This is a genomic window from Rhizobium sp. LjRoot254 (assembly GCF_964254105.1).
Lineage (GTDB): Bacteria > Pseudomonadota > Alphaproteobacteria > Rhizobiales > Rhizobiaceae > Rhizobium_E.
This window is the reverse complement of sequence record NZ_CAXUSM020000001.1, coordinates 3,509,895-3,529,145: the sequence shown is the minus strand read 5'-3', so window position 1 is coordinate 3,529,145 and position 19,251 is coordinate 3,509,895. Positions and strand designations below refer to the sequence as shown.

General features: G+C 59.7%; 18 protein-coding genes. 11 read left to right on the top strand and 7 right to left on the bottom strand.

All coding sequences use genetic code 11. The annotated features are described in order from the left end of the window. Positions 1-219: 219 nt before the first annotated feature. The 3 genes from ACSQ26_RS17450 to ACSQ26_RS17440 are packed head-to-tail and all read left to right on the top strand — an operon-like array spanning position 220 to position 4,078. Positions 220-711, top strand: a complete 492-nt coding sequence (locus ACSQ26_RS17450) for a (2Fe-2S)-binding protein (RefSeq protein ID WP_436010985.1) — start codon at positions 220-222, stop codon at positions 709-711. Then, on the top strand, positions 708-1,700 hold the full coding sequence (locus ACSQ26_RS17445; RefSeq protein ID WP_436010983.1) for an FAD binding domain-containing protein: 993 nt from the start codon (positions 708-710) through the stop codon (positions 1,698-1,700). The genes ACSQ26_RS17450 and ACSQ26_RS17445 overlap by 4 nt, the downstream gene beginning before the upstream one ends. Then, positions 1,697-4,078, top strand: coding sequence for a xanthine dehydrogenase family protein molybdopterin-binding subunit (locus tag ACSQ26_RS17440; RefSeq protein ID WP_436010981.1), 2,382 nt, complete (start codon positions 1,697-1,699; stop codon positions 4,076-4,078). Before ACSQ26_RS17445 ends, ACSQ26_RS17440 begins: the two co-directional genes overlap by 4 nt. Before the next feature lie 75 nt (positions 4,079-4,153). Here the strand turns inward: ACSQ26_RS17440 and ACSQ26_RS17435 are convergent, their stop codons facing one another. Next, the gene (locus tag ACSQ26_RS17435) at positions 4,154-5,047 is read right to left on the bottom strand and encodes a LysR substrate-binding domain-containing protein (RefSeq protein ID WP_436010979.1); all 894 of its coding nucleotides are present in this window, start codon (positions 5,045-5,047) and stop codon (positions 4,154-4,156) included. A gap of 114 nt (positions 5,048-5,161) precedes the next feature. On the opposite strand from ACSQ26_RS17435, the gene ACSQ26_RS17430 reads away from it, so the two are divergent. The 5 genes from ACSQ26_RS17430 to ACSQ26_RS17410 all read left to right on the top strand — a co-directional run bounded on the left by ACSQ26_RS17430 (position 5,162) and on the right by ACSQ26_RS17410 (position 9,862). After that, complete coding sequence (locus tag ACSQ26_RS17430; protein ID WP_436010977.1) at positions 5,162-6,328, top strand: NADH-dependent flavin oxidoreductase; 1,167 nt, start codon at positions 5,162-5,164, stop codon at positions 6,326-6,328. A gap of 37 nt (positions 6,329-6,365) precedes the next feature. Next, positions 6,366-7,205, top strand: a complete 840-nt coding sequence (locus tag ACSQ26_RS17425; protein ID WP_436010975.1) for an SDR family oxidoreductase — start codon at positions 6,366-6,368, stop codon at positions 7,203-7,205. 436 nt (positions 7,206-7,641) lie between these two features. Then, positions 7,642-8,628 (top strand): aldo/keto reductase, encoded by a 987-nt coding sequence (locus ACSQ26_RS17420; RefSeq protein ID WP_436015326.1) that lies wholly within the window; start codon positions 7,642-7,644, stop codon positions 8,626-8,628. Between the two features lie 89 nt (positions 8,629-8,717). Beyond that, a complete protein-coding gene (locus tag ACSQ26_RS17415) occupies positions 8,718-9,185 on the top strand; it encodes a cytochrome P460 family protein (protein WP_436010973.1) in 468 nt (155 codons plus the stop codon). Then, the gene (locus tag ACSQ26_RS17410) at positions 9,185-9,862 is read left to right on the top strand and encodes a DUF4405 domain-containing protein (protein WP_436010971.1); all 678 of its coding nucleotides are present in this window, start codon (positions 9,185-9,187) and stop codon (positions 9,860-9,862) included. Before ACSQ26_RS17415 ends, ACSQ26_RS17410 begins: the two co-directional genes overlap by 1 nt. Positions 9,863-10,011: 149 nt before the next feature. Here the strand turns inward: ACSQ26_RS17410 and ACSQ26_RS17405 are convergent, their stop codons facing one another. From ACSQ26_RS17405 to ACSQ26_RS17390, 4 genes are all read right to left on the bottom strand, one after another. Next, complete coding sequence (locus tag ACSQ26_RS17405; RefSeq protein WP_436010969.1) at positions 10,012-10,512, bottom strand: YidB family protein; 501 nt, start codon at positions 10,510-10,512, stop codon at positions 10,012-10,014. Between the two features lie 383 nt (positions 10,513-10,895). Beyond that, the gene (locus tag ACSQ26_RS17400; RefSeq protein WP_436010967.1) at positions 10,896-11,882 is read right to left on the bottom strand and encodes an aldo/keto reductase; all 987 of its coding nucleotides are present in this window, start codon (positions 11,880-11,882) and stop codon (positions 10,896-10,898) included. A gap of 53 nt (positions 11,883-11,935) precedes the next feature. Further along, complete coding sequence (locus ACSQ26_RS17395; RefSeq protein WP_436010965.1) at positions 11,936-12,337, bottom strand: (R)-mandelonitrile lyase; 402 nt, start codon at positions 12,335-12,337, stop codon at positions 11,936-11,938. A 29-nt stretch (positions 12,338-12,366) separates the two neighbouring features. Further along, the gene (locus tag ACSQ26_RS17390; RefSeq protein WP_436010963.1) at positions 12,367-13,383 is read right to left on the bottom strand and encodes a zinc-dependent alcohol dehydrogenase family protein; all 1,017 of its coding nucleotides are present in this window, start codon (positions 13,381-13,383) and stop codon (positions 12,367-12,369) included. 162 nt (positions 13,384-13,545) lie between these two features. On the opposite strand from ACSQ26_RS17390, the gene ACSQ26_RS17385 reads away from it, so the two are divergent. Then, on the top strand, positions 13,546-14,448 hold the full coding sequence (locus tag ACSQ26_RS17385; protein WP_436010961.1) for a LysR family transcriptional regulator: 903 nt from the start codon (positions 13,546-13,548) through the stop codon (positions 14,446-14,448). 777 nt (positions 14,449-15,225) lie between these two features. Here ACSQ26_RS17385 and ACSQ26_RS17380 read toward each other — a convergent pair. Beyond that, positions 15,226-16,407 (bottom strand): helix-turn-helix domain-containing protein, encoded by a 1,182-nt coding sequence (locus tag ACSQ26_RS17380; RefSeq protein ID WP_436010959.1) that lies wholly within the window; start codon positions 16,405-16,407, stop codon positions 15,226-15,228. 360 nt (positions 16,408-16,767) lie between these two features. On the opposite strand from ACSQ26_RS17380, the gene ACSQ26_RS17375 reads away from it, so the two are divergent. Both ACSQ26_RS17375 and ACSQ26_RS17370 read left to right on the top strand, forming a co-directional pair. Then, entirely contained in the window at positions 16,768-17,034 is a 267-nt protein-coding gene (locus tag ACSQ26_RS17375; RefSeq protein WP_436010957.1) for a hypothetical protein, read from the top strand. Positions 17,035-17,203: 169 nt separating this feature from the next. Further along, positions 17,204-18,433 carry an adenylate/guanylate cyclase domain-containing protein gene (locus ACSQ26_RS17370; RefSeq protein WP_436010955.1) on the top strand — a complete coding sequence of 410 codons (1,230 nt, stop codon included), beginning with the start codon at positions 17,204-17,206 and terminating at the stop codon, positions 18,431-18,433. 6 nt (positions 18,434-18,439) lie between these two features. Here ACSQ26_RS17370 and ACSQ26_RS17365 read toward each other — a convergent pair whose 3' ends face one another. Next, positions 18,440-19,066 (bottom strand): TetR family transcriptional regulator C-terminal domain-containing protein, encoded by a 627-nt coding sequence (locus tag ACSQ26_RS17365; protein ID WP_436010953.1) that lies wholly within the window; start codon positions 19,064-19,066, stop codon positions 18,440-18,442. Between the last annotated feature and the right edge of the window lie 185 nt (positions 19,067-19,251).

Sequence of the window (19,251 nt, the reverse complement as noted above, 5' to 3'; positions counted from 1 at the left end):
ACCATTGACAGATCGGGCGCTGAAGGAACTGGGGGTCTTAAGCGACCGACCCATGCGAAAAAAACCTCCCGCAGCTTGTCACCATCTTTTCCTTTGCTGACGGCCGGTGACTGCATTCAGAAACCACGCTTCTAACCTCGTGCAGAAATCGCCGACTAATAGCTCACCAGCAATCGAGCTAAGTCTCAACGTCGATCACTGGGTCCGAAAGGAAACGAGATGTCCGCTGTCCATCCATTATCGCTAGAGGTCAATGGCATCCGCCATGACCTCCAACTCGACATACGCACGACGTTGCTCGATGTCCTGCGTGAGCATGCCGATCTCCCCGGGACGAAAAAGGGCTGCGATCACGGCCAATGCGGCGCCTGTACCGTGCATGTCGATGGCGAGCGGGTTCTGAGCTGTCTCACCTTGGCGGCCCAGGTTGAGGGCCGTTCGGTGAGGACGATCGAGGGCCTGCAGTCCGCGGATGGTGTGATGCATGCGGTTCAGACCGCCTTCATCGAGCACGACGCCTTCCAATGCGGCTATTGCACCCCTGGCCAGATCATGTCGGCCGTCGGCTGTATTCGCGAAGGTCATGCAGGCACCGATGACGAGATCCGCGAATACATGAGCGGCAATCTCTGTCGCTGCGGGGCCTACCCGCATATCGTGGCCGCTGTACGCGACGCCGCAAGCCGCCTCATGAAGGAGGCAGCACAATGAGGACGTTTGACTATCTGCATGCCGAAGACGTGAGCGCGGCCATTGAAGCGGCTGCGCAGCCCGAAACAAAGTTTCTCGCGGGCGGCACCACGCTCCTCGATCTCATGAAACTCAATGTAGAGCGCCCTGCGCACTTGGTCGATATCACACGTCTGCCCGGCCTGAACACGATCGACGTTTCAACTGACGTCATCCGTATCGGCGCGCTCGCGAAGATGAGCAAGGTCGCGGCCCACGCTGGCGTAATCGAGGCTGCTCCGGTTTTGTCGGAGAGCCTGTGGCGGGCGGCCTCAGCACAGTTACGCAACATGGCGTCGATAGGCGGCAACCTGATGCAGCGAACACGTTGCATGTATTTCCGCGATCCAGGCGCCTATTCGAACTGCAACAAGCGCAATCCAGGTTCTGGATGCGCGGCTGTGGAAGGTGTCAATCGTAATCATGCTGTGCTTGGCACCAGCGATGCCTGCATCGCGATCTATCCAGGGGATTTTGCCGTTTCCCTCGTGGCATTCGACGCCAAAGTCATCATCAGAGGCTCTTCCGAGCGCATCATTGCCGTCGAGGAATTCTTCCTACTTCCCGGTGAAACGCCGAATCTCGAGCATCAACTGTCGCCGGGCGAGATGATCGTCGGAATCGAAATTCCGCGGGTCGCCGCGCTGCAGCGCTCGCATTATCTGAAGGTCCGCGATCGCGCATCCTACGAGTTCGCCGCTGCCAGCGCCGCCGTCGGTATCGAGCTCGAAGAGGACGGCAAGACCATCCGCGACGTGCGCATCGCGGTTGGCGGCGTTGCCACAAAACCTTGGCGCCTTCGTACCGTCGAGGATGCACTCAGGGGAAAAACGCTCGACGAGGCGACGCTTCGTACTGCTGCTGCAGCCGCCGTCGAGGGCGCAAAGTCGAGCGGACACAACGCGTTCAAGATCGAGTTGACACCGAAGGTCGTGGCACGCGCCCTGATGACGGTAGGAGACATCGCATGACACAGAAAAATCAGTTCGAACTCAATCGGCGCACGGTCATGAAACTCGGAGCCGGCGTGGCTGCGGTCGCTGGCGCTGGCGTCAACCTCGCGCCAACAGCTTTTGCTGCCGAGCCCTCCAATGCAAAGGTGACAGCGCTCGGTTCCCGTCTTTCCCGCGCCGAGGGTCCATTGAAAGTGGCAGGCCAGGCCCGCTATGCCATCGAGCAGAAGCTCGCGAACATGGCTTATGGCGTCACCGTCCAATCCACACGTCCGGCAGGGCGTATCGTCAATATCGACACGTCCGCCGCCAAGGCGCTGCCTGGTGTCTTGGACGTATATACCTTTCAGAACACCCTGAAGATCAACAAGCCGACTGTCTACAGCAAGGGTGGCGGCGCTACGGAAGAATTCACGCCCATTCAGGACGATGTCGTCCGGTTTAATGGTATGCATATCGCGCTTGTGGTCGCAGAGACTTTCGAGCAGGCGACGGACGCTGCAAGCCTTCTCAAGGTAGAGTATGCAGATGGCGACGCCATTCTCGACATTAACGATCCCAAGGCGAAAGCGCAGCTTATCGAACCGATGGGAGCTGCATGGGGCGATGCGGCAGCGGGCCTGGCCAGTGCGGACGTCAAGGTCGATGCCACCTATACCACTTCGCGCGAATACAATGTGCCAATGGAGCCGCATGCCTGCATCGCATCCTGGGACAACGGCAAGATCACCGTCTGGGAGCCGAGCCAGTGGGTGGGCGGCGCGCGAAGCGTCGTGGCGGAATGGCTGGGCATCGATATCGAGAACGTGCGGGTCATCTCGCCATACGTTGGCGGTGGGTTCGGTTCCAAGATCGGGGCGCACCCTCATGTGGGTTTGGCATGCGTTGCCTCGCGCAAGCTCGGCAGGCCAGTCAAGCTTTCGCTCACTCGTCCTCAGACCTTTACCGGCCTCGGGGGCCGCCCGGCAACCCGGCAGGCGATCTCCCTCGGCGCCTCGAAGGACGGAAAGATCACGTCGATCGTCCATGAGAGCTGGAACGAGACGGCGATAGACGAAGTCCATGTCGAGGCCTGCAACAACGTGACGAAGATCATGTACGCGACGCCCAACTTCTCGTCGCGTCTGAACGTCGTGGCCGTCAATACAGTCCAACCCGGCTGGAAGCGCGGCCCCGGCGAAAACCCCAGCGCTTACGCACTCGAAAGTGCGATAGACGAGCTGGCCTACGCGCTCGGCATGGACCCGGTGACGCTGCGCCTCGCCAACTGGGCAGAGATCGATCCCAGCACCAAGATGCAGTGGACCACGCGGCAATTGCGAGAAGCATATTCCGCCGGGGCGGAAGGTATCGGCTGGTGGAAGCGCAACCCCGTACCGCGCTCGATGCGTGAAGGGCGAGAGCTCATCGGCTATGGGATGGCTGCCGGTTCATATCCCATGATCCGCACTGCCAGCGAAGCCAAACTGGTCTTGCATGCCAGCGGGCAAATCGAGGTGCTCAGCGCAGGTACCGACATGGGTACGGGCACGTATACCATTCTCGCACAGACGGCTGCGGACGCATTGGGCGTTCCTGTCGAGACTGTCGTAGTGCGGCTGGGTGATACCATTCTTCCCAGGTCGGCACTCGCCGGAGGCTCTCAACAGGCCAACAACCTGTCAGGCGCGGTGGACAAGGCTGCCAGAAACGCGGTGGAGGCTTTGCTCGCGCTTGCCGCATCCGATTCCAAGTCGCCGTTGCAGGCCGCGAAAGTAACCGACCTGACATTCGAGAACGGCACGGTGCGGCCCGCCCGTCGGCCAGCCGGCGGTGTCAGCATCGCTGAGTTGCTGAAAGCGGTGGGCATGGATAAACTGGAAGTCGAGGGCAACACCTTTGCCCCCGGCGCCACCGAGGACATGAAAAATGCCGCTGACCGCAGTTTCGCTCAGTTGAAGGGTGCTGTGGAAGGGGGTGTCTCGGCTCACAGTTGGTGCGCGCAGTTCGTAGAGGTTCGTGTCGACGAGGATTTTGGCACAATCCGTGTCAAGCGAATGGTTTCGGCCTTCGACAGCGGCAGGATTTTCAACCCGAAGCTGGCCGAGAGCCAGTGGATCAGCGGGATGGTCATGGGCCTAGGACAGACGCTGCTCGAAGAAGGGTATGTCGACCAGCGGGACGGACGCACCATAAACGCAAACTTTGCCGACTACGCCATCCCGGTCAATGCCGACGTGCCTGAAATCCAGGTAATTTCAGTTGGTATTCCCGACATGAAGGCAACTGCTCTTGGCGGCAAGGGCGTTGGCGAGATCGGCGTCGTCGGAGTAGCCCCCGCCATCGGCAATGCCGTCTATCACGCTACGGGCAAGCGCATTCGAAGCCTTCCCATCACACTGGAAAAGCTGGTTTAGAAAGGTGACCGCTGTGGCAATTCCCGGCTGCAGCGGCCATTGCCGATCCGATTCCCGTGTGGGTCAAAGCCTGACCTAGCCTTTGAAGCGAAGCGCTTCAACAAATAGAGCAAACGCCGCCGTATGCTGACGTCTGCTCGGATAGTAGAGATGATAGCCAGGGAACGGCTCGCACCAGTCTTCAAGGACTCGGATCAGCCGGCCGTCCGCGATATGTTTTGAGACCTGATCTTCGAATGTGTAGGCGAGCGCCAGCCCGTCCAAGGCTGCGGCTTCCAGCATGAGACCATCGTTCAAAATGAGCGGCCCGTTCATTCTGACCTGGAGCTCTTCTCCATCGCGCTCGAACTCCCATGCGTATATTCCGCCTCCGGTGGTCTGGCGGTAGCTCACGCCCCGGTGTTCCCCTAGCTCGCGGGGTGTTTGCGGGATTTTGTGGTTCGCGAAGTAGGACGGCGACCCGACAACGGCCATGCGCAGGTCCGGGCCGATCCGAACCGCCACCATGTCTTTCTGCACCTGTTCGCCAACCCGGATGCCCGCATCGAACCGGTCAGCCACAATATCCGTGAGGCCTTCGTCGAGGATGATTTCCATTTCGATATCAGGATATTCCGCCAGGAACTTGGTGACGACGGGCCAGAGCACGCTTGTGGCGGCATATCGGAATGTCGTGATGCGGATCGTACCTGCAGGCTTGTCGCGAAGTGCGGTGACGGCTGCGATCTCGCTTTCGATGTGATCGAACGCCGGGCGGAGGTTTCGCAGCATGCGTTGCCCGGCATCGGTCAGCGATAGGCTGCGGGTTGTGCGAGAGATCAGCCGCACCCCCAGCTTCTGCTCCAGCATCCTGACCGAATAGCTGACAGCGGATTGGGAAAGCCCGAGTTTGGCGGCGGCGCGCGTAAAACTGCCGGCCTCGGCGACGGCGATGAAGGCCGCAAGTTCGCTGAAATCACCCTGACGCATTTATCAATTCCATTTCTGACTTCATGCAGATTATAGCGGCTAATCAATGTTTGTCATCTGAACTATCTGTCATCTCACAGCCACCGAAACGGCAAACATGAGAGACGTTTGACAATGCAGACCGCCCCCACACTGTTCGAACCATTCACCTTCGCCAATGGGATCACCATGCGCAACCGGGTCGTCATGGCGCCGATGACGACATGGTCGGCAAACGACGACGGAACCGTGTCCGATGAGGAACTCCTCTATTATCGCCGCCGGGTGAACGGCGTTGGCCTGGTTCTGACGGGCTGCACGCATGTCACGCCCAATGGCATCGGTTTCACGGGTGAATTCGCGTCCAATGACGACAGCTTCATCCCAAGCCTCCGGCGTCTAGCGGAGGCTGCCAAAAGCGGTGGTGCACCAGCCGTTCTTCAGATTTTCCACGCAGGCAACAAGGCCGTGCCGGAGCTTGTTCCGGATGCGGACGTGGTTGGCGCAAGCGCGATGCCCGTTTCTGCAGGCCCTTTCAATCCGGGAGGCGTTTTGCCTCGCGCATTGGACCATGACGAAATCGTGGAGGTGATTTCCGCTTTCGGTGATGCGACCCGCCGCGCCATCGAGGCGGGTTTCGACGGCATAGAACTCCACGGGGCTCATGGCTTCCTGATTCAGAATTTCTTCTCGCCACACTACAATCATCGCGACGACGCGTGGGGCGGCACGTTGGAAAACCGGATGCGGTTCCCACTCGCCGTGGTCCGCGAAGTAAAGCGGGTGATCGCGACACATGCGGAGCGACCGTTCCTTCTGGGATATCGGGTTTCGCCCGAGGAACCGGAACAAGACGGCCTCCGCATAAGCGACACCCGCGCCCTCATCGAGGGTCTCATCGACTGCGGAGTGGATTACATCCATGCATCGCTGTCGAACATACTCGAAGCCAAGCCGGCCGAAGCCACCGATGACCGTACCATCGCCGAACTCGTCGCCGCGAAAGTTGCCGGACGCGTCCCAGTGATCGCCGCTGGCCAGGTCAGGACGCCGCAACAGGCGGAGCATGCGCTTGATCTGGGCCTTTCGCTCGTTGCGGTGGGTCAAGGGCTGGTGATGAACCCGGAATGGGTCGAACTATCGAAGCACGGCAATGGAAGACTGATCGAGACCGAGATCAGGACCACGAAAGTGCCTGAGATCGCCCTCCCGGCCGGCCTCTGGGGCCAAATCCAGTTCGCCACGGGCTGGTTCGACATCAATGATGATCGCCATGCGCCGCGGCAGAAGGCCACCGCTTAGAGCGACAGATAAACAACTGACAATCAAGGAAACTATCATGAGCAAAGTGTGGATGATCACTGGGGCCGGCCGAGGCATGGGCCTCGATTTTGCCAAGGCAGTGCTTGTCGCTGGCGACAAGCTTGTCGCGACAGGCCGCAATCGCGAACGCGTGGCCAAGGCGATCGGCCCATCGGAAAACCTGCTGGTCGCGACGCTGGACGTGACTAAGCCAGCGGATGCCGAGGACGCGGTCAAGGCGGCCGTCGAACACTTCGGCCGCATCGACATCCTGGTCAACAATGCCGCGAACTTCTACGCGGGCTATTTCGAGGAGTTGACCCCAGCCCAGATCGATCTGCAACTGGCTAGCAGTCTTATCGGCCCGATGAGCGTCACCCGCGCTGTACTCCCGGTGATGCGTGAGCAGAAGTCCGGCAAGATCATCTCGATCTCGTCCACGGCCAGCCTGCTCGGCTTTGAATTCTGCAGCGCCTACTCGGCCTCGAAGTTCGCCCTCGATGGTTGGATGGAATCGCTGCAGGGAGAAGTCGCCCCGTTCGGGATCGAAACGATGATCGTCAATCCGGGCTTCTTCCGGACCGAGCTCCTGACCGATGAATCCACACAATACGCCTTCACCGCCATCGGCGATTACGACGAACGGCGCACCCAGCATCTCGCCTTCTGGAAATCCGCCAACGGCCAGCAGAGCGGTGATCCCGCGAAACTCGCCCAAGCGCTAATCACCCTGGTCAATCAGCCGGAACTGCCTCGCCGGTTCATCGCCGGAGCCGATGCCGTCGGCATGGTTGAACAGAAAATCGCGCTGCTGCAGCAGCAGATTGAGGCCCACCGGGAACTATCGAGTTCACTTGGCTTCGATCCCGAGGCTTAGGTCTTCCTCGCAAGGCGCCCCGGCGCCGCCGCCGCAAGTCTCGGCAACGGTTTCGGCGGCAGCGCGAAAGCCTGCCGCCTACTGGCATTTGTCGAGCATCGAGCATTCATCCTAATTCAGAAATCCTATTTCTAAACCCATGCAGATATTCCCGTCTAATCGGATGATCTCGCGGGGCTTATATCACTCACTGTCAACGTGAGCCGCAAAGACCCGGGCCATCGCTTTCGACGTCACAAGGACGTTTCGCGAGGCGACGCCCGTTCGGTCGCGGTCAATCAGGAGACTGATCATGGATAAGCAAAGACCGATCGAGCTGCGTATCGGACGCCGAGAGTTTGTCGTTGGGGCGGCCGTCGCCGGAGTAACCCTGCCGCTGGGATCAATGGCTTGGGCCGCCTCTTCGGATACGTCAACCACGCAGACAGGATCGATCATGAAAACCCGCAAACTCGGAACTCTTGAGGTGCCGGAAATCGGAGCCGGTGCCATGAGCATCAGCGGCACCTACGGGCCACCGGCCGACATCGCCCAAGGCATCCAAACTCTGCGCACCGCCCACGATAACGGCGTGACCTTCTTCGACACGGCCGAAGTTTACGGACCGTTTATCAACGAAGAGCTGGTGGGCGAAGCCTTGGCTCCCATCCGCAACCAGGTAAAGATCGCCACCAAGTTCGGCTTCGCCCTCGACGGCACCACCGCGCGGGACAGCCGGCCGGAACGCATCAAGCGCGTTGCCGAAGCATCGCTGAGGCGCCTTAGGACCGATCATATCGACTTGTTCTATCAGCACCGCGTCGACAGGAACGTGCCTATCGAGGACGTTGCCGGCGCGGTCAAGGACCTGATCCAGGAAGGCAAGGTGCTGCATTTCGGCTTGTCCGAGCCGAGTCCTCGGACCATCCGACGGGCTCATGCTGTTCAGGCGGTAACGGCGGTGCAGACGGAATATTCGATGATGGAGCGCAGTCCTGAGACCAATGGTGTCCTGGCGACATGTGAGGAACTCGGAATCGGCTTCGTGCCGTGGGGCCCGCTCGGGATGGGGTATCTGACTGGCAGGATCGATAGCAACACCAAGTTCGATCCGAAAACCGACCTTCGCGCGAATTTTGAACGCTTTAGCGCGGAGAACCTGGCGGCGAACATGCCGATCGTCACGTTCCTGAGGCAGTTCGCGGCCAAAAAAGGAGTGTCGCCTTCTGCTGTCGCGTTGGCATGGCTGCGCGCACAGAAGCCTTTCATCGTGCCGATCCCTGGCACCCGCAACATTGACCATCTGAACGAAAATCTCGGTGCGCTCCGTGTCGAATTGACACCTGCCGATCTCACCGAGATCAACTCCGTACTCTCCGGCATCACGGTGCATGGCGGCCGCATGAGCCCAATGTACATGGAGTCGGTAGACGTCTCGACATGACCTCCTGAGCGGCGGGCGCCACAGCGGCGCCCGTCGGCATTTCCGAAGCCGCCACCCAATCATATTCCCTGTATCCAGAAAGAATCCCCATGTCGTCGTTCCGTTCTGCCCTTTTAGCCCTGGTTGGGGCCACGCTGCTCATAGCGAATGGCCTCGCCGCCACGGCCGCCAACCGCGCGACCTTTCCGAAAGATTTCAAGCAGATGGTTATGTATGGCGATTACAGGCGTGGTTCAGGTGGCGAGCTGGCCTACGCACTGAAGGAAACGATCGACATCGCGAAGGCTGGCAAGCCGTTGCCCCCTGGCACCAGGCTGGTACTGGAGATTTACAACGACGGTGCCCTGACCGGCTATTTCGTCATGGAAAAGGGCGTCGATTGGGGCCTTGAAGTCGATGAGGAGAAGCGCACCGGTGATTGGCATTTCCAGGAGTTCGGCCTCGATGGAGAGGTCAAACGGAGCCCGATCGCGGAACGTTGCGAGGCCTGCCATCAAGGGCAGGAAAGCAATGATTTCATGTTCACCCGCGACCGCATGGAAGCGTATCTGCCTTGATGTCACTCCAAGCGCGCCTGCTCATGAATGGCGTGGCGGGCTGCCTGCTGCTCGTCGGCTTGGCTTACGATTGGTTGGGCAACATTGCCCATGAACTGATCGGAACGGCAATGTTCGGGCTGTTGATCGCCCATAACACCTTCAATCGGCGCTGGTACGGCTCGGCGGCCCGCAAGGGTGGCCGGGATTTGCGGGGCTGGCTCAACATCACTACCATTTCCGCGCTCGCGGCCGCGATGCTGATCCTGCTGGTCACCAGCGTTATCATTTCGCGCGCTCTGTTCAGCTTCCTACCGATCGCCAGCTCGTTCGGAGCACGGCAGCTGCACGCCCAGGCCGCCTATTGGGCGCTGGTGATCGTCGCGGTCCACGTCGGCATGCGCTGGGCCATGATCATGGCCTCGGCGCGCACCTGGCTGCGGCTTGGTGCCCCCAGCGCCAGCCGGGCGTGGATTCTCCGCGTCCTGGCACTCGTCATCGCGGGCTACGGCGTCCACAGCTGGGTGGTAATGAGCACGGGCTCGCGCTTGGTGGCCGAGGTGGCGATCAATTTCTGGAATTTCGAGGAAGCGACGTTGCAATTCTTCTTGCATCAGGGAGCCATTGTTGGGCTATTTGTGTGCCTCGGGCACTACACAGCTAGTCTAATTCAACTGCGCCAAAGAGGCGCCCGCTGAGCCGCATCCAGAGGCCCACATGACCGCTTTTACCAACTGTCGAGGCGATCACGTCAGGGATCGAGTGAGAATTCATCCGATCCCTTTTGATGCTCCGCTGATGCTGTGGCGTTTCTTAGGACGTTTGAACGTTCCGCCCGTGGCAGCGGCTAGACGATCCGACCCGCATTTGGAACCGAGGTCCGGCTGGGCGTTCCCGCGTCGTTAAACGCTTGCTCAGTGGGGACTGAGCCGTCCGGGGTCAGGTCGTCCACGGCCTTTGGCAGATCGCGGGACAGGCGCCGAAGGATTTCGTCTTTCGACAGGCCTGTTTTCTGTGTGAGTTCATCGAGAACATCGTCGCCGAGCGCCTGTGACAGCTCGTGATCCTGAATGCCCTCGTTGGGTCCGGTTTTCACCCACGTGTCAGCGCGGTCACCGAGACCATTCTGTCGAAACTGGTCGAGCAAGTCGCCCAGACCGCCACTGAGAATGCCGCCCGGCGTGCTGCCCCCGAGAAGTCCGCCTAAACCGCCGTTCGCGAGTCGCCCAAGCATCCCGCCCAGGCCGCCTTGCTCCTGAGCGACGGTGCCGTCGGGGTGGGGTGTCTGTGGGTTCTGGAGGCCTTTCAAGACATCGGCGATCTTATCGCGGTTCTGATAGCCAGCCATTGCGAGAACCGCCAAGAGAGCTGTGAGGTTTGCGCGGGAGGACATGCTGTTCCTTCTCCATTGTCTCGGATCAGCACGAACGCGTTTTCACCTGGAAGGTTCCGGGTACGAAGGGTTCGGATGAGGGCCAATGGTTGCCCGCAATGCCTGGGTCGGTATTGGCGGCATCAAGTCTTGGTCTTCGCTCTCGGGGGACCGTGCCTATCGTCGACTGCAGCCGTGTTGGGGTGGCTTTAGGATGGACGAAAATGGCAATCGAGCGAGGGTAAGGCACCGAGACTGACGACGATGTCTGATGTTGGCCTTCGTATCACGAAACAGGAAAGCCTTTTAGGTATCATTCAGAAGTGGATATTTTCCGACGCTTTCGCCTCGCGACAATATCAGAGCCCGGCCAACTTCATGAACTCGGGCGGATATCGTTCGCCTTCGATGGGAATCTCCGTATTCGAGAGGTCATTCAGATCATCGTCGGTGAGCGTGACCGAAAAAGCACAGAGATTCTCCTCGAGTCGTTCTCGCTTACGCGTTCCGAACAGGGGCGCAATCCACGGCTTCTGTGCCAGAAGCCAGGCAAGGGAGACCTGGGCGGGCGTGGCGTCATGACGATCACCGATCCGCTTGATCAGATCGACCAGCGCCTGATTGGCGTCACGGGCCTCCTCACTGAAGCGTGGTATCTTGCCCCGGAAGTCATTGTCCGCGAACTGCGTCGAGGCGTTGATCTTCCCCGTCAAGAATCCCTTGCCGAGAGGACTGAAGGGGACGAAGCCGATGCCCAGCTCCTCAAGCGTCGGCAGGATTTCCGCCTCGGGCTCACGTGTCCAGAGAGAGTACTCGCTCTGCAGCGCAGTGACGGGGTGCACCGCATTCGCTCTGCGGATCGACCCGGCCCCGGCTTCGGACAGGCCGAAATGCAAGACCTTACCCTCGGCGACAAGGTCCTTGACCGTGCCCGCGACGTCTTCCATTGGAACGTCAGGGTCGACACGATGCTGGTAGCAAAGGTCGATACGATCCGTGCGAAGTCGCTTGAGGCTGCCCTCGACCGATTTGCGGATTTGCTCCGGCCGGCTGTTGACGCCGCCGAGGTGTTCGCCCGTCGTCTGGTCGATGTTCCAACCGAACTTGGTCGCAATCTTGATGCTGTCCCGCATTCCGGCAAAAGCCTCGCCAACCATCTCCTCATTGGTCCAAGGGCCGTAGACCTCAGCGGTGTCGAAGAAGTCGATGCCGAGGTCCATCGCCTTGCGGAGTAGCTGGATCATGTCGGCCCGGTCCTCGATCTCCCGGGACTTGCCGTATCCCATGGCTCCCAGCGCCAGGGCGGATACTTCAAATCCCTCTTTGCCGAGTACGCGCTTGTCCATCTTGCCGCTCCATGACTGTATGTGTTTCTTGATATCCGACGTCGACGATCCGATCAGGATGCTGCGCCGTAATCCGCGTCGCTGACCTTTTCCAGCCACTCGACCGCCTTGCCGTCGAGCGATTCCTGGATGGCGATGTGCGTCATCGCCGTGGTCGGCCCAGCGCCGTGCCAATGCTTTTCGCCCGGCTCGAACCAGACGACATCGCCGGGCCGGATTTCCTCGACCGAACCGCCCTCGCGTTGGACACGACCGCATCCGGCCGTCACGATCAACACCTGGCCAAACGGATGGGTATGCCAAGCCGTCCGGGCTCCCGGCTCGAATGTGACGCTGTTGGCCGCGGCACGCGCGGGATCGCGAACGGGGAAAAGCGGATCGATGCGAACCGTGCCCGTAAACCAATCGAAGGGCCCTTTGCCGGAAGGCTGGCTGCCGGCGCGTTTGATGTCCATGTTCGCCTCCATGATTTGCCTGGGCTCGGTTACATCCGCAGCAGAGTCTTGATTGCCCGGCGCTCGTCCATGGCCTTGTAGCCCTCGGCGACGTCGATCAAAGGGAGTTCGAGGTCGAAGACTTTGCCGGGATTGATTTTCCGCGTCATGATCAGGTCGATGAGGTGTGGAAGATAGCGGCGAACGGGAGCCGGGCCGCCCATCAGGCTCTTCTGCTGGAAGAAGAGCATCTGGCCGTCAAGCGTCACGCCATGGGGGACACCCACGAAGCCGATCGCGCCGCCGGGACGAGCGCAGTTGACCGCCTGCATCATGGATTCCTGCGTGCCGACGCATTCGAGAACGGAGTCCGCACCGACCCCAGAGGTCAGTTCCTTCACCTTTGCCACGCCCGCATCGCCGCGCTCGGTGACGATATCGGCGGCACCATATTCAAGAGCGAGTTCCTGTCGGGCTTTATGGCGGCTCATGGCGATGATCCGCGCGGCTCCCTGTTGGTTGGCCGACAGCACGCCCATCAGGCCCACGGCACCATCGCCCACCACCACCGCGGTGCAGCCCGGCTTCACCCGCGCGGCGTCTGCCGCATACCAGCCAGTGCCGAGAACGTCCGAGGCCGCAAGCAGACTCGGGATCAAGTCATCGGAAGGCATCGCATCCGTGGCGACAAGCGTGCCATCCGCGAGCGGGACGCGGGCATAAGGTGCCTGCGCGCCCGACATGAACTCCCGGTGTTCGCATGAGGACTGGAAACCGTTTCGGCAATGCGGGCAAGTATTGTCGGAGATGCAGAAAGAGCCGACGACGAATTGGCCGGGGCTAACCGTCGTCACCGCGCTGCCGACCTCGACAACGATGCCGCAATATTCGTGGCCCATATGCTGTGGCGCGTCGACGGGCTGGAGGCCACGATAGGGCCAAAGGTCAGACCCGCAGACACAGGACGCTGAGAGCTTGATGATGGCGTCGGTGGGCTTGAGGATTTTCGGTTCCGCGACTTCCTCGCAGCGAATGTCGCCCGGGGTGTGAAGGACTGTTCCGAGCATTGGTATCTCCGTAGTGTAATGTTCTTGGCGGCCGTCAGCGGCCGACATCGTGTTGAGCTCAACATAGCACTCCACGATAATCTCGATTAGCCATGGTAATTTGCATGGACCTATCGAAATCCGCTAATAATCGAACCGTATCGATTCTCCAGGACGGGCTGCATGGCGCGCGGAAATTTCAACGAATTGCTCTGGTTCCTGGCGGTAGCCGAGGAGCGGAGCTTCACAAAAGCAGCCGCCAAGCTCGGCATCGCGCAATCAACTCTCAGTCACGCCGTCAAGCAATTGGAAGCGCGGATGGGGCTACGGCTCCTGGCCCGGACGACACGCAGCGTCGCAACGACGGAAGCGGGTGAACGGCTCAGGCAGTCCATGGCACCGCGCATCGCAGAGATCGAGGCCGACATCGAAGCGGTGATGGCCTATCGAGACAAGCCAGCTGGCACAGTGAGAATCACGCTCTCCGATCATGCGATGGAAAGCGTGGTCTGGCCGAAGCTCGCCCCGATACTGCGCAACTATCCGGATATTCGGGTCGAGCTCAACATAGACAACGGCTTCCGCAATATTGTGGAGGAAGGTTTCGACGCCGGTGTCCGGCTGGGCGAGAGTGTCGAGAAGGACATGGTCGCGGTTCGGATCGGGCCTGACTGGCGGCTGGTCGCCATTGGATCGCCGGACTATTTCCGGCGACATCCACCGCCCAGGCATCCGCAGGAGTTGATGCAGCACAATTGCATCAACAGGCGGCAGTCGCGGACGGGAGGGCTTTATGCCTGGGAGTTCGAAAAAGACGGCGAGGAAGTCCGCGTCCGCGTCGGCGGACAGCTGACGTTCAACACGTCCGAAGCCATGGTGGATGCCGCTCTCGAAGGTCATGGCATCGCCTATGTACCGGAGAGCTTGGTCGAGTTCCACATCGCCAGCGGCCGCCTGCAGCTTATTCTCAACAACTGGTCGCCGAAATTTGCTGGATATTTTCTCTACTTTCCGACACGCAGGCAGAGCCTGCCTGCATTCTCAGTCGTGGTGGATACCTTACGCAACAAAGTTCCAACGGCATAGCGAGAGCTTTTTGACGCTTTCGGTGCGTTGGAGACCGGGAGCTGATCCTGTTGGAGCAAACCCGCAGCTCGGACGTGTTTCCGCTTTTGGATTGCACACATGCTGGTCCAGCATCAGGGCGTTGTCATCAGACCAATCGCGCCGACGCTCCGACTACGAGAGATCACTTCTGACTTCCAACCCAGTCAACGAGTGGCTTTTTGCCTTCAATTTCCAAGCTCTACAAACGAATGCCCCAAGCCGGTCGGCGCCCCGGACGCTTCTAGAATTTGCCCCACCCCCACCGTCTTCGAGAGGTCGCCCTGATCGAACCTATAACTTTCATCGGGTAGCGATGGAATCCTGGGCTCGGAGTGCAAGCACACAGCAGTCACAGTCCTGGCTGATAACCGCAGTTTGCCGCATCGAGGTTTCAACCTCGTCATGCTATGCTTCATTGAGCCGCTAAAAAAATAATTCGCCAATTTCGCTACGATATGCGCGAGAGGCGCTTGGCCTTGAAGACTCTTGACGCCCCGGGTCACAGAATGAAGTGGGTTAATTCCGGTTCATTGGTCGTTCCCTTCCAGGTCCATGACCAGAAAGAGAGGAGAATTTAATGGCTCAGAAACAGGAAAAACTCGCCATATTTGCATAGCGCGTCCATCATGAGCCATTGGTTTCACGTGTGCGCGGCCGCGCTAAATTTATTCTGGTCCCTGCTTGGCCGCTCAAAATCACAGCGCGCGGGAACAAAGTCTCGAATTGGGGGGACGCGGGTGCAGAAGGCGAGGGCGTTCAGACATTTGACCCGCCGCCCGCTGGAGCTGCCGCTAACGGTCCGGAGGTCGGACCGTTTTTCGGGAACCAGATGAACTTAACTGCAGCCGTCAGCCTCGGCCACGGCCAGCCATTGTCATGGAAGGCGCAGCGCCATGCTTCGAAAGCAGCCGAATCGACGGCAAGCGCTTCCATTTCGGGCATTGTTGCGACCTCGTCGCTCGGCACGGATGCCACCAACCCATCAGCGGCGCGCTCGTAGATCCGGTTCACGTGAGGCCACCCATGCGCCGCAATGCGATCACGGATAAGGCGTCGGGCTGGCTCGCCTCCCGCTTCGAGCGTAGCGCGCAGGAAGGCTGAGGGTGGCGGTAGCGCACCAGCAGGCTGCGCCAGGCACGTCAGCACATGGTGGATCCACGCCTTCCCGAAGGGTGCCGCGCTGGTACGCTCTGGCGCTGCCTTGGACACGGCCGGCACGGCTTCCCATAGCCGTTCCTTGATGTAGGTCGAAGGCGCCGGCGTGTGATCCTTGCCCTGCTTTCGCAACACTGCAATCCAAGCGTCTCGCCGATCGACTGCCGCCGCTTGCTCATCGGCCGTGAGGCGATTGAACTCCCGCCTTGCACTGTCGAGCGACATGCCAGCGAAGTTCGGCCAGTTGTTCACGAGCTTCTGGAACAGCCTGCGCACTTCCCTCGCAGTGGGGAGGTCTTCAACTCGATCATTCGAAATCCCTCCCTCACGCGCTTGCGCGCCTTGAGAGGTTCTTACTGATGGTTCTATGACGGTTTGGGTGAAGTGGGCTTCACCCCCTGGTGCTTCATTTTTCACCCCATCTGTCGCAGATTTCACCGGGTGAAGATCTTTCGGGGGTGAAATATTTTCACCCCCTTTTTCGTCCTTCGCTGGCACGAAATTGTCGGGCAGCGAGTAGAGCAAACCCAACTCGACGCGGTACATGTTGACGCCAGATGGGCCGCGATTGGGGAACACCTTGACGTATCCCGCTTCAGCGAGTTTGCGCAGGCAGAGCTGCACGTTTCGTTCGCTCATGCGTGCCTTACGGGCAAGGTAGGGCACGCCGGGATAACACGTGCCCTTGTCGTCAGCATTGTCGGCCAGGACAAGCAACATCAGCAATTCTCCGCTCTGAACGGGTGCCCGCTGCCAGACCAAATTCATCACCTTGATGCTCATCAGGGCACCTCGGCGGCTGATACGGCTTCGCGATGTGCGTGCAGCGGAAAGTTTGACATTTCCCGCCTAAGCGATTGATATTCGAAGCAAGGTTTGACAGATTTTCGGGCACAAGCTATTGAGCGGCCATTGTATAGATGAGGATTGAAAATCCGCGTGTCACTGGTTCGATTCCGGTCCCGGGCACCACATTGTCCTGACAAGCTTTCCATTTGAATAATCCAGCCGTGCGCGGGACAATGCTTCCGCACTGGCTCTTATGCATGTCCAGCCGCGCGTTTAGCTTTTGAAACTAAATTGGAACCCTCGTGCTCGTGGGAACTTATACATACACACCTCGTGATATGAGGACGTAGGAAAATGAGGAAAATCATCACCAGCGGCATTGCCGCACTCATCGCTGCGACTTCGTTCGCAACCAGTGTCGACGCCGGACCGAAGTGGCGTCACCACGGATGGCATCACGGCCATCACCACGGCTGGCATCATGGCGGCCGGCGGCATGGCCGTTGGGGCTGGGGTGGCGGCGTTTGGTTAGGCGCACCGGTCATCGTCATTGGCAGCGGCTGCGTTGTCCGCAAGCGCGTCAACCGGAACGGCGTTGTTGTCAAAAGGCGCTACTGCTAAATCAGAAGAGCCCGGTTCGCCGGGCTTTTTGTTGGCTGCCGCGTCGTCCCGGTGTTGTTGAGCAACGTCGCGCCATGCTGATGTTTCTCGCGATTATTCGCGCACCCGCTTGCATTCATGCCTTGGCAGTCCAAGATATGCGGCAGGCATTTGTTTGGGGTGTATGCGCATGGCGATCGTTGAGGACACACTTCCTGTCAATCTGGACGAATACGACGGCACTTGGCCCGCAAAGCGCCGGAAGGTGCTTGACTGGCTCGTCCACGATACGCGCGACCAGCGCTTCGTCGATAACATACTGGTCGATATGAGCGAGCGGCTGGTTGCAGCCGGAGTGCCCATCGCACGGGCTTCCCTGCATTTCCAGACCAACCATCCCCAATGGCGCGGCGCCCGGCTGCTGTGGCGTACGGGGCTGGAAGAGGCGGAAATCGACCTCTATGGATACGAGGTCGAAAATACGCAGATCTTTCTCAGGAGCCCGCTCAAGGTCATCCATGATGGCGCAGGTGAATTGCGGAAGAACCTGGAAGAGCCCGTCGCCGATCCCGCTTCGGAAGCCTCGCTTTATACCGACCTCAGGGAAGAGGGGCTGACCGAATATGTGGCATGGCCGCTTGAGCACACGCTCGGCAAGCGGCATGTCGTGACCTTCTCCACCGCGCGCCCCGGCGGGTTCGCCGATCCGCATATCGAGTTTCTCAAGGATCTCATTCCTGTGCTGGCGCTTGTGACGGAGATCCGTGTGAAGAATGTCATGGCTCGCACATTGCTCCGCACCTATGTCGGGCCCCATGCCAGCGAAGAAATCCTCGCCGGCGCGACCACGCGCGGCAGTGGTGCCACGATGAGCGCCGCCATCATGATCTGTGATCTCAGAGATTTCACGGAACTGTCCTCGCTCTGGCCGCGCGATTACGTGATCGACCTGCTCAATGCCTATTTCGACGCTCTTTCCGGGCCGATTGAGGAGCATGGCGGCGAGATACTCAAGTTCATGGGTGATGGCCTGCTGGCGGTCTTCCCGCTTTCTGTTCCCACCGCCTGCGCCGATCTCCTGAGCGCGATCAGGAAGGGCAGGGCCGCCATGACTGAGCTGAACGTGAAGAGCGCCGGGGACGGCCACCCCCAACTCGGCTATGGCGTCGGCGTTCACATCGGGGATGTCATGTATGGCAATATCGGCTCGAAGACGCGCCTCGATTTTACCGTGATCGGGCCGGCCGTGAACATCGCATCCCGGCTCGAAACGCTCACCAAGGAGGTCAAACGACCCGTCCTCCTCTCGAAGACCTTCGTCGAGACTGCTGGATGCCAGGCGGAGGCCGATGCGCTTGGTCTATTCTCGCTCAAGGGCATCGAAGAGCAGATCGATGTCTTCGCACTGAAGTTCGATTGAGAGCCGTCAGAGAAGGATGCCGCGCAGCACGGTCTCTGCGATCGTCTTGGCGGCATTGTCGTAATCCTCGACCTTAAGCCGGCTCTTGCCGAGCGCGTCGCACGCCAGCGGCTCGAAGTCTGCATAAAACTGCGTCGCCGACCACAGCATGATCAGGAGATGCCGCACATCGACGGGCGCCATCTTGCCCGCCGCGATCCAGCCTTCGATGACGGCGACGCGTTCCGTCGTCACCTCCTGCATATGCTGCCGGTCCTTCTTCTTGAGGAAGCGGGCACCCTGGATGATCTCGTTGGCGAAGAGGCGGGATTCGGTGATGTTCTTGCGGGTATATTCGAGCTTCGAGCGTATATAGGCTTCGAATGCCTCGGCGGGCTCGCGTTCGGGCGAAAGCTGTTTCAGCGCATCGTCCCAACCCCGGATCAGATGCGCGATGATCGCCGTGTAAATCTCCTCCTTCGAGGAGAAGTAATAATAGACGTTGGCCTTGGGGAGGCCCGATCGCTCGGCGATCTCCGCGATCCGCGTGCCGTCGAAACCCTTCCTCGAAAAGATATCGATCGCCGCCTTCAGGATGAGGCGGATATTGCGTTCGCGGATACGCTCCTCTTGATCCTTCACCTTGCGTGGCATGTCCCATTCAACTCCCAATATCCCGTCAATAGCTGCATCCGGCAAAAATTGCACGCGCGGATTTAAGCGCGACTGCAGCGCTTCGCGCCGCATACGGTCAAATGCAATAACCTGACGATCCGGTCATTTTTCTATTTTCAGAAGTTGACACTTTGGTCAGCTTTTGGCAACTTTATTTTCAAGGG

Coding starts and splice junctions, on each gene's coding strand:
- ACSQ26_RS17450 (WP_436010985.1), top strand. CDS start 220: ATGTCCGCTGTCCATCCATTATCGCTAGAGGTCAATGGCATCCGCCAT.
- ACSQ26_RS17445 (WP_436010983.1), top strand. CDS start 708: ATGAGGACGTTTGACTATCTGCATGCCGAAGACGTGAGCGCGGCCATT.
- ACSQ26_RS17440 (WP_436010981.1), top strand. CDS start 1,697: ATGACACAGAAAAATCAGTTCGAACTCAATCGGCGCACGGTCATGAAA.
- ACSQ26_RS17435 (WP_436010979.1), bottom strand. CDS start 5,047: ATGCGTCAGGGTGATTTCAGCGAACTTGCGGCCTTCATCGCCGTCGCC.
- ACSQ26_RS17430 (WP_436010977.1), top strand. CDS start 5,162: ATGCAGACCGCCCCCACACTGTTCGAACCATTCACCTTCGCCAATGGG.
- ACSQ26_RS17425 (WP_436010975.1), top strand. CDS start 6,366: ATGAGCAAAGTGTGGATGATCACTGGGGCCGGCCGAGGCATGGGCCTC.
- ACSQ26_RS17420 (WP_436015326.1), top strand. CDS start 7,642: ATGAAAACCCGCAAACTCGGAACTCTTGAGGTGCCGGAAATCGGAGCC.
- ACSQ26_RS17415 (WP_436010973.1), top strand. CDS start 8,718: ATGTCGTCGTTCCGTTCTGCCCTTTTAGCCCTGGTTGGGGCCACGCTG.
- ACSQ26_RS17410 (WP_436010971.1), top strand. CDS start 9,185: ATGTCACTCCAAGCGCGCCTGCTCATGAATGGCGTGGCGGGCTGCCTG.
- ACSQ26_RS17405 (WP_436010969.1), bottom strand. CDS start 10,512: ATGGCTGGCTATCAGAACCGCGATAAGATCGCCGATGTCTTGAAAGGC.
- ACSQ26_RS17400 (WP_436010967.1), bottom strand. CDS start 11,882: ATGGACAAGCGCGTACTCGGCAAAGAGGGATTTGAAGTATCCGCCCTG.
- ACSQ26_RS17395 (WP_436010965.1), bottom strand. CDS start 12,337: ATGGACATCAAACGCGCCGGCAGCCAGCCTTCCGGCAAAGGGCCCTTC.
- ACSQ26_RS17390 (WP_436010963.1), bottom strand. CDS start 13,383: ATGCTCGGAACAGTCCTTCACACCCCGGGCGACATTCGCTGCGAGGAA.
- ACSQ26_RS17385 (WP_436010961.1), top strand. CDS start 13,546: ATGGCGCGCGGAAATTTCAACGAATTGCTCTGGTTCCTGGCGGTAGCC.
- ACSQ26_RS17380 (WP_436010959.1), bottom strand. CDS start 16,407: ATGAGCATCAAGGTGATGAATTTGGTCTGGCAGCGGGCACCCGTTCAG.
- ACSQ26_RS17375 (WP_436010957.1), top strand. CDS start 16,768: ATGAGGAAAATCATCACCAGCGGCATTGCCGCACTCATCGCTGCGACT.
- ACSQ26_RS17370 (WP_436010955.1), top strand. CDS start 17,204: ATGGCGATCGTTGAGGACACACTTCCTGTCAATCTGGACGAATACGAC.
- ACSQ26_RS17365 (WP_436010953.1), bottom strand. CDS start 19,066: ATGCCACGCAAGGTGAAGGATCAAGAGGAGCGTATCCGCGAACGCAAT.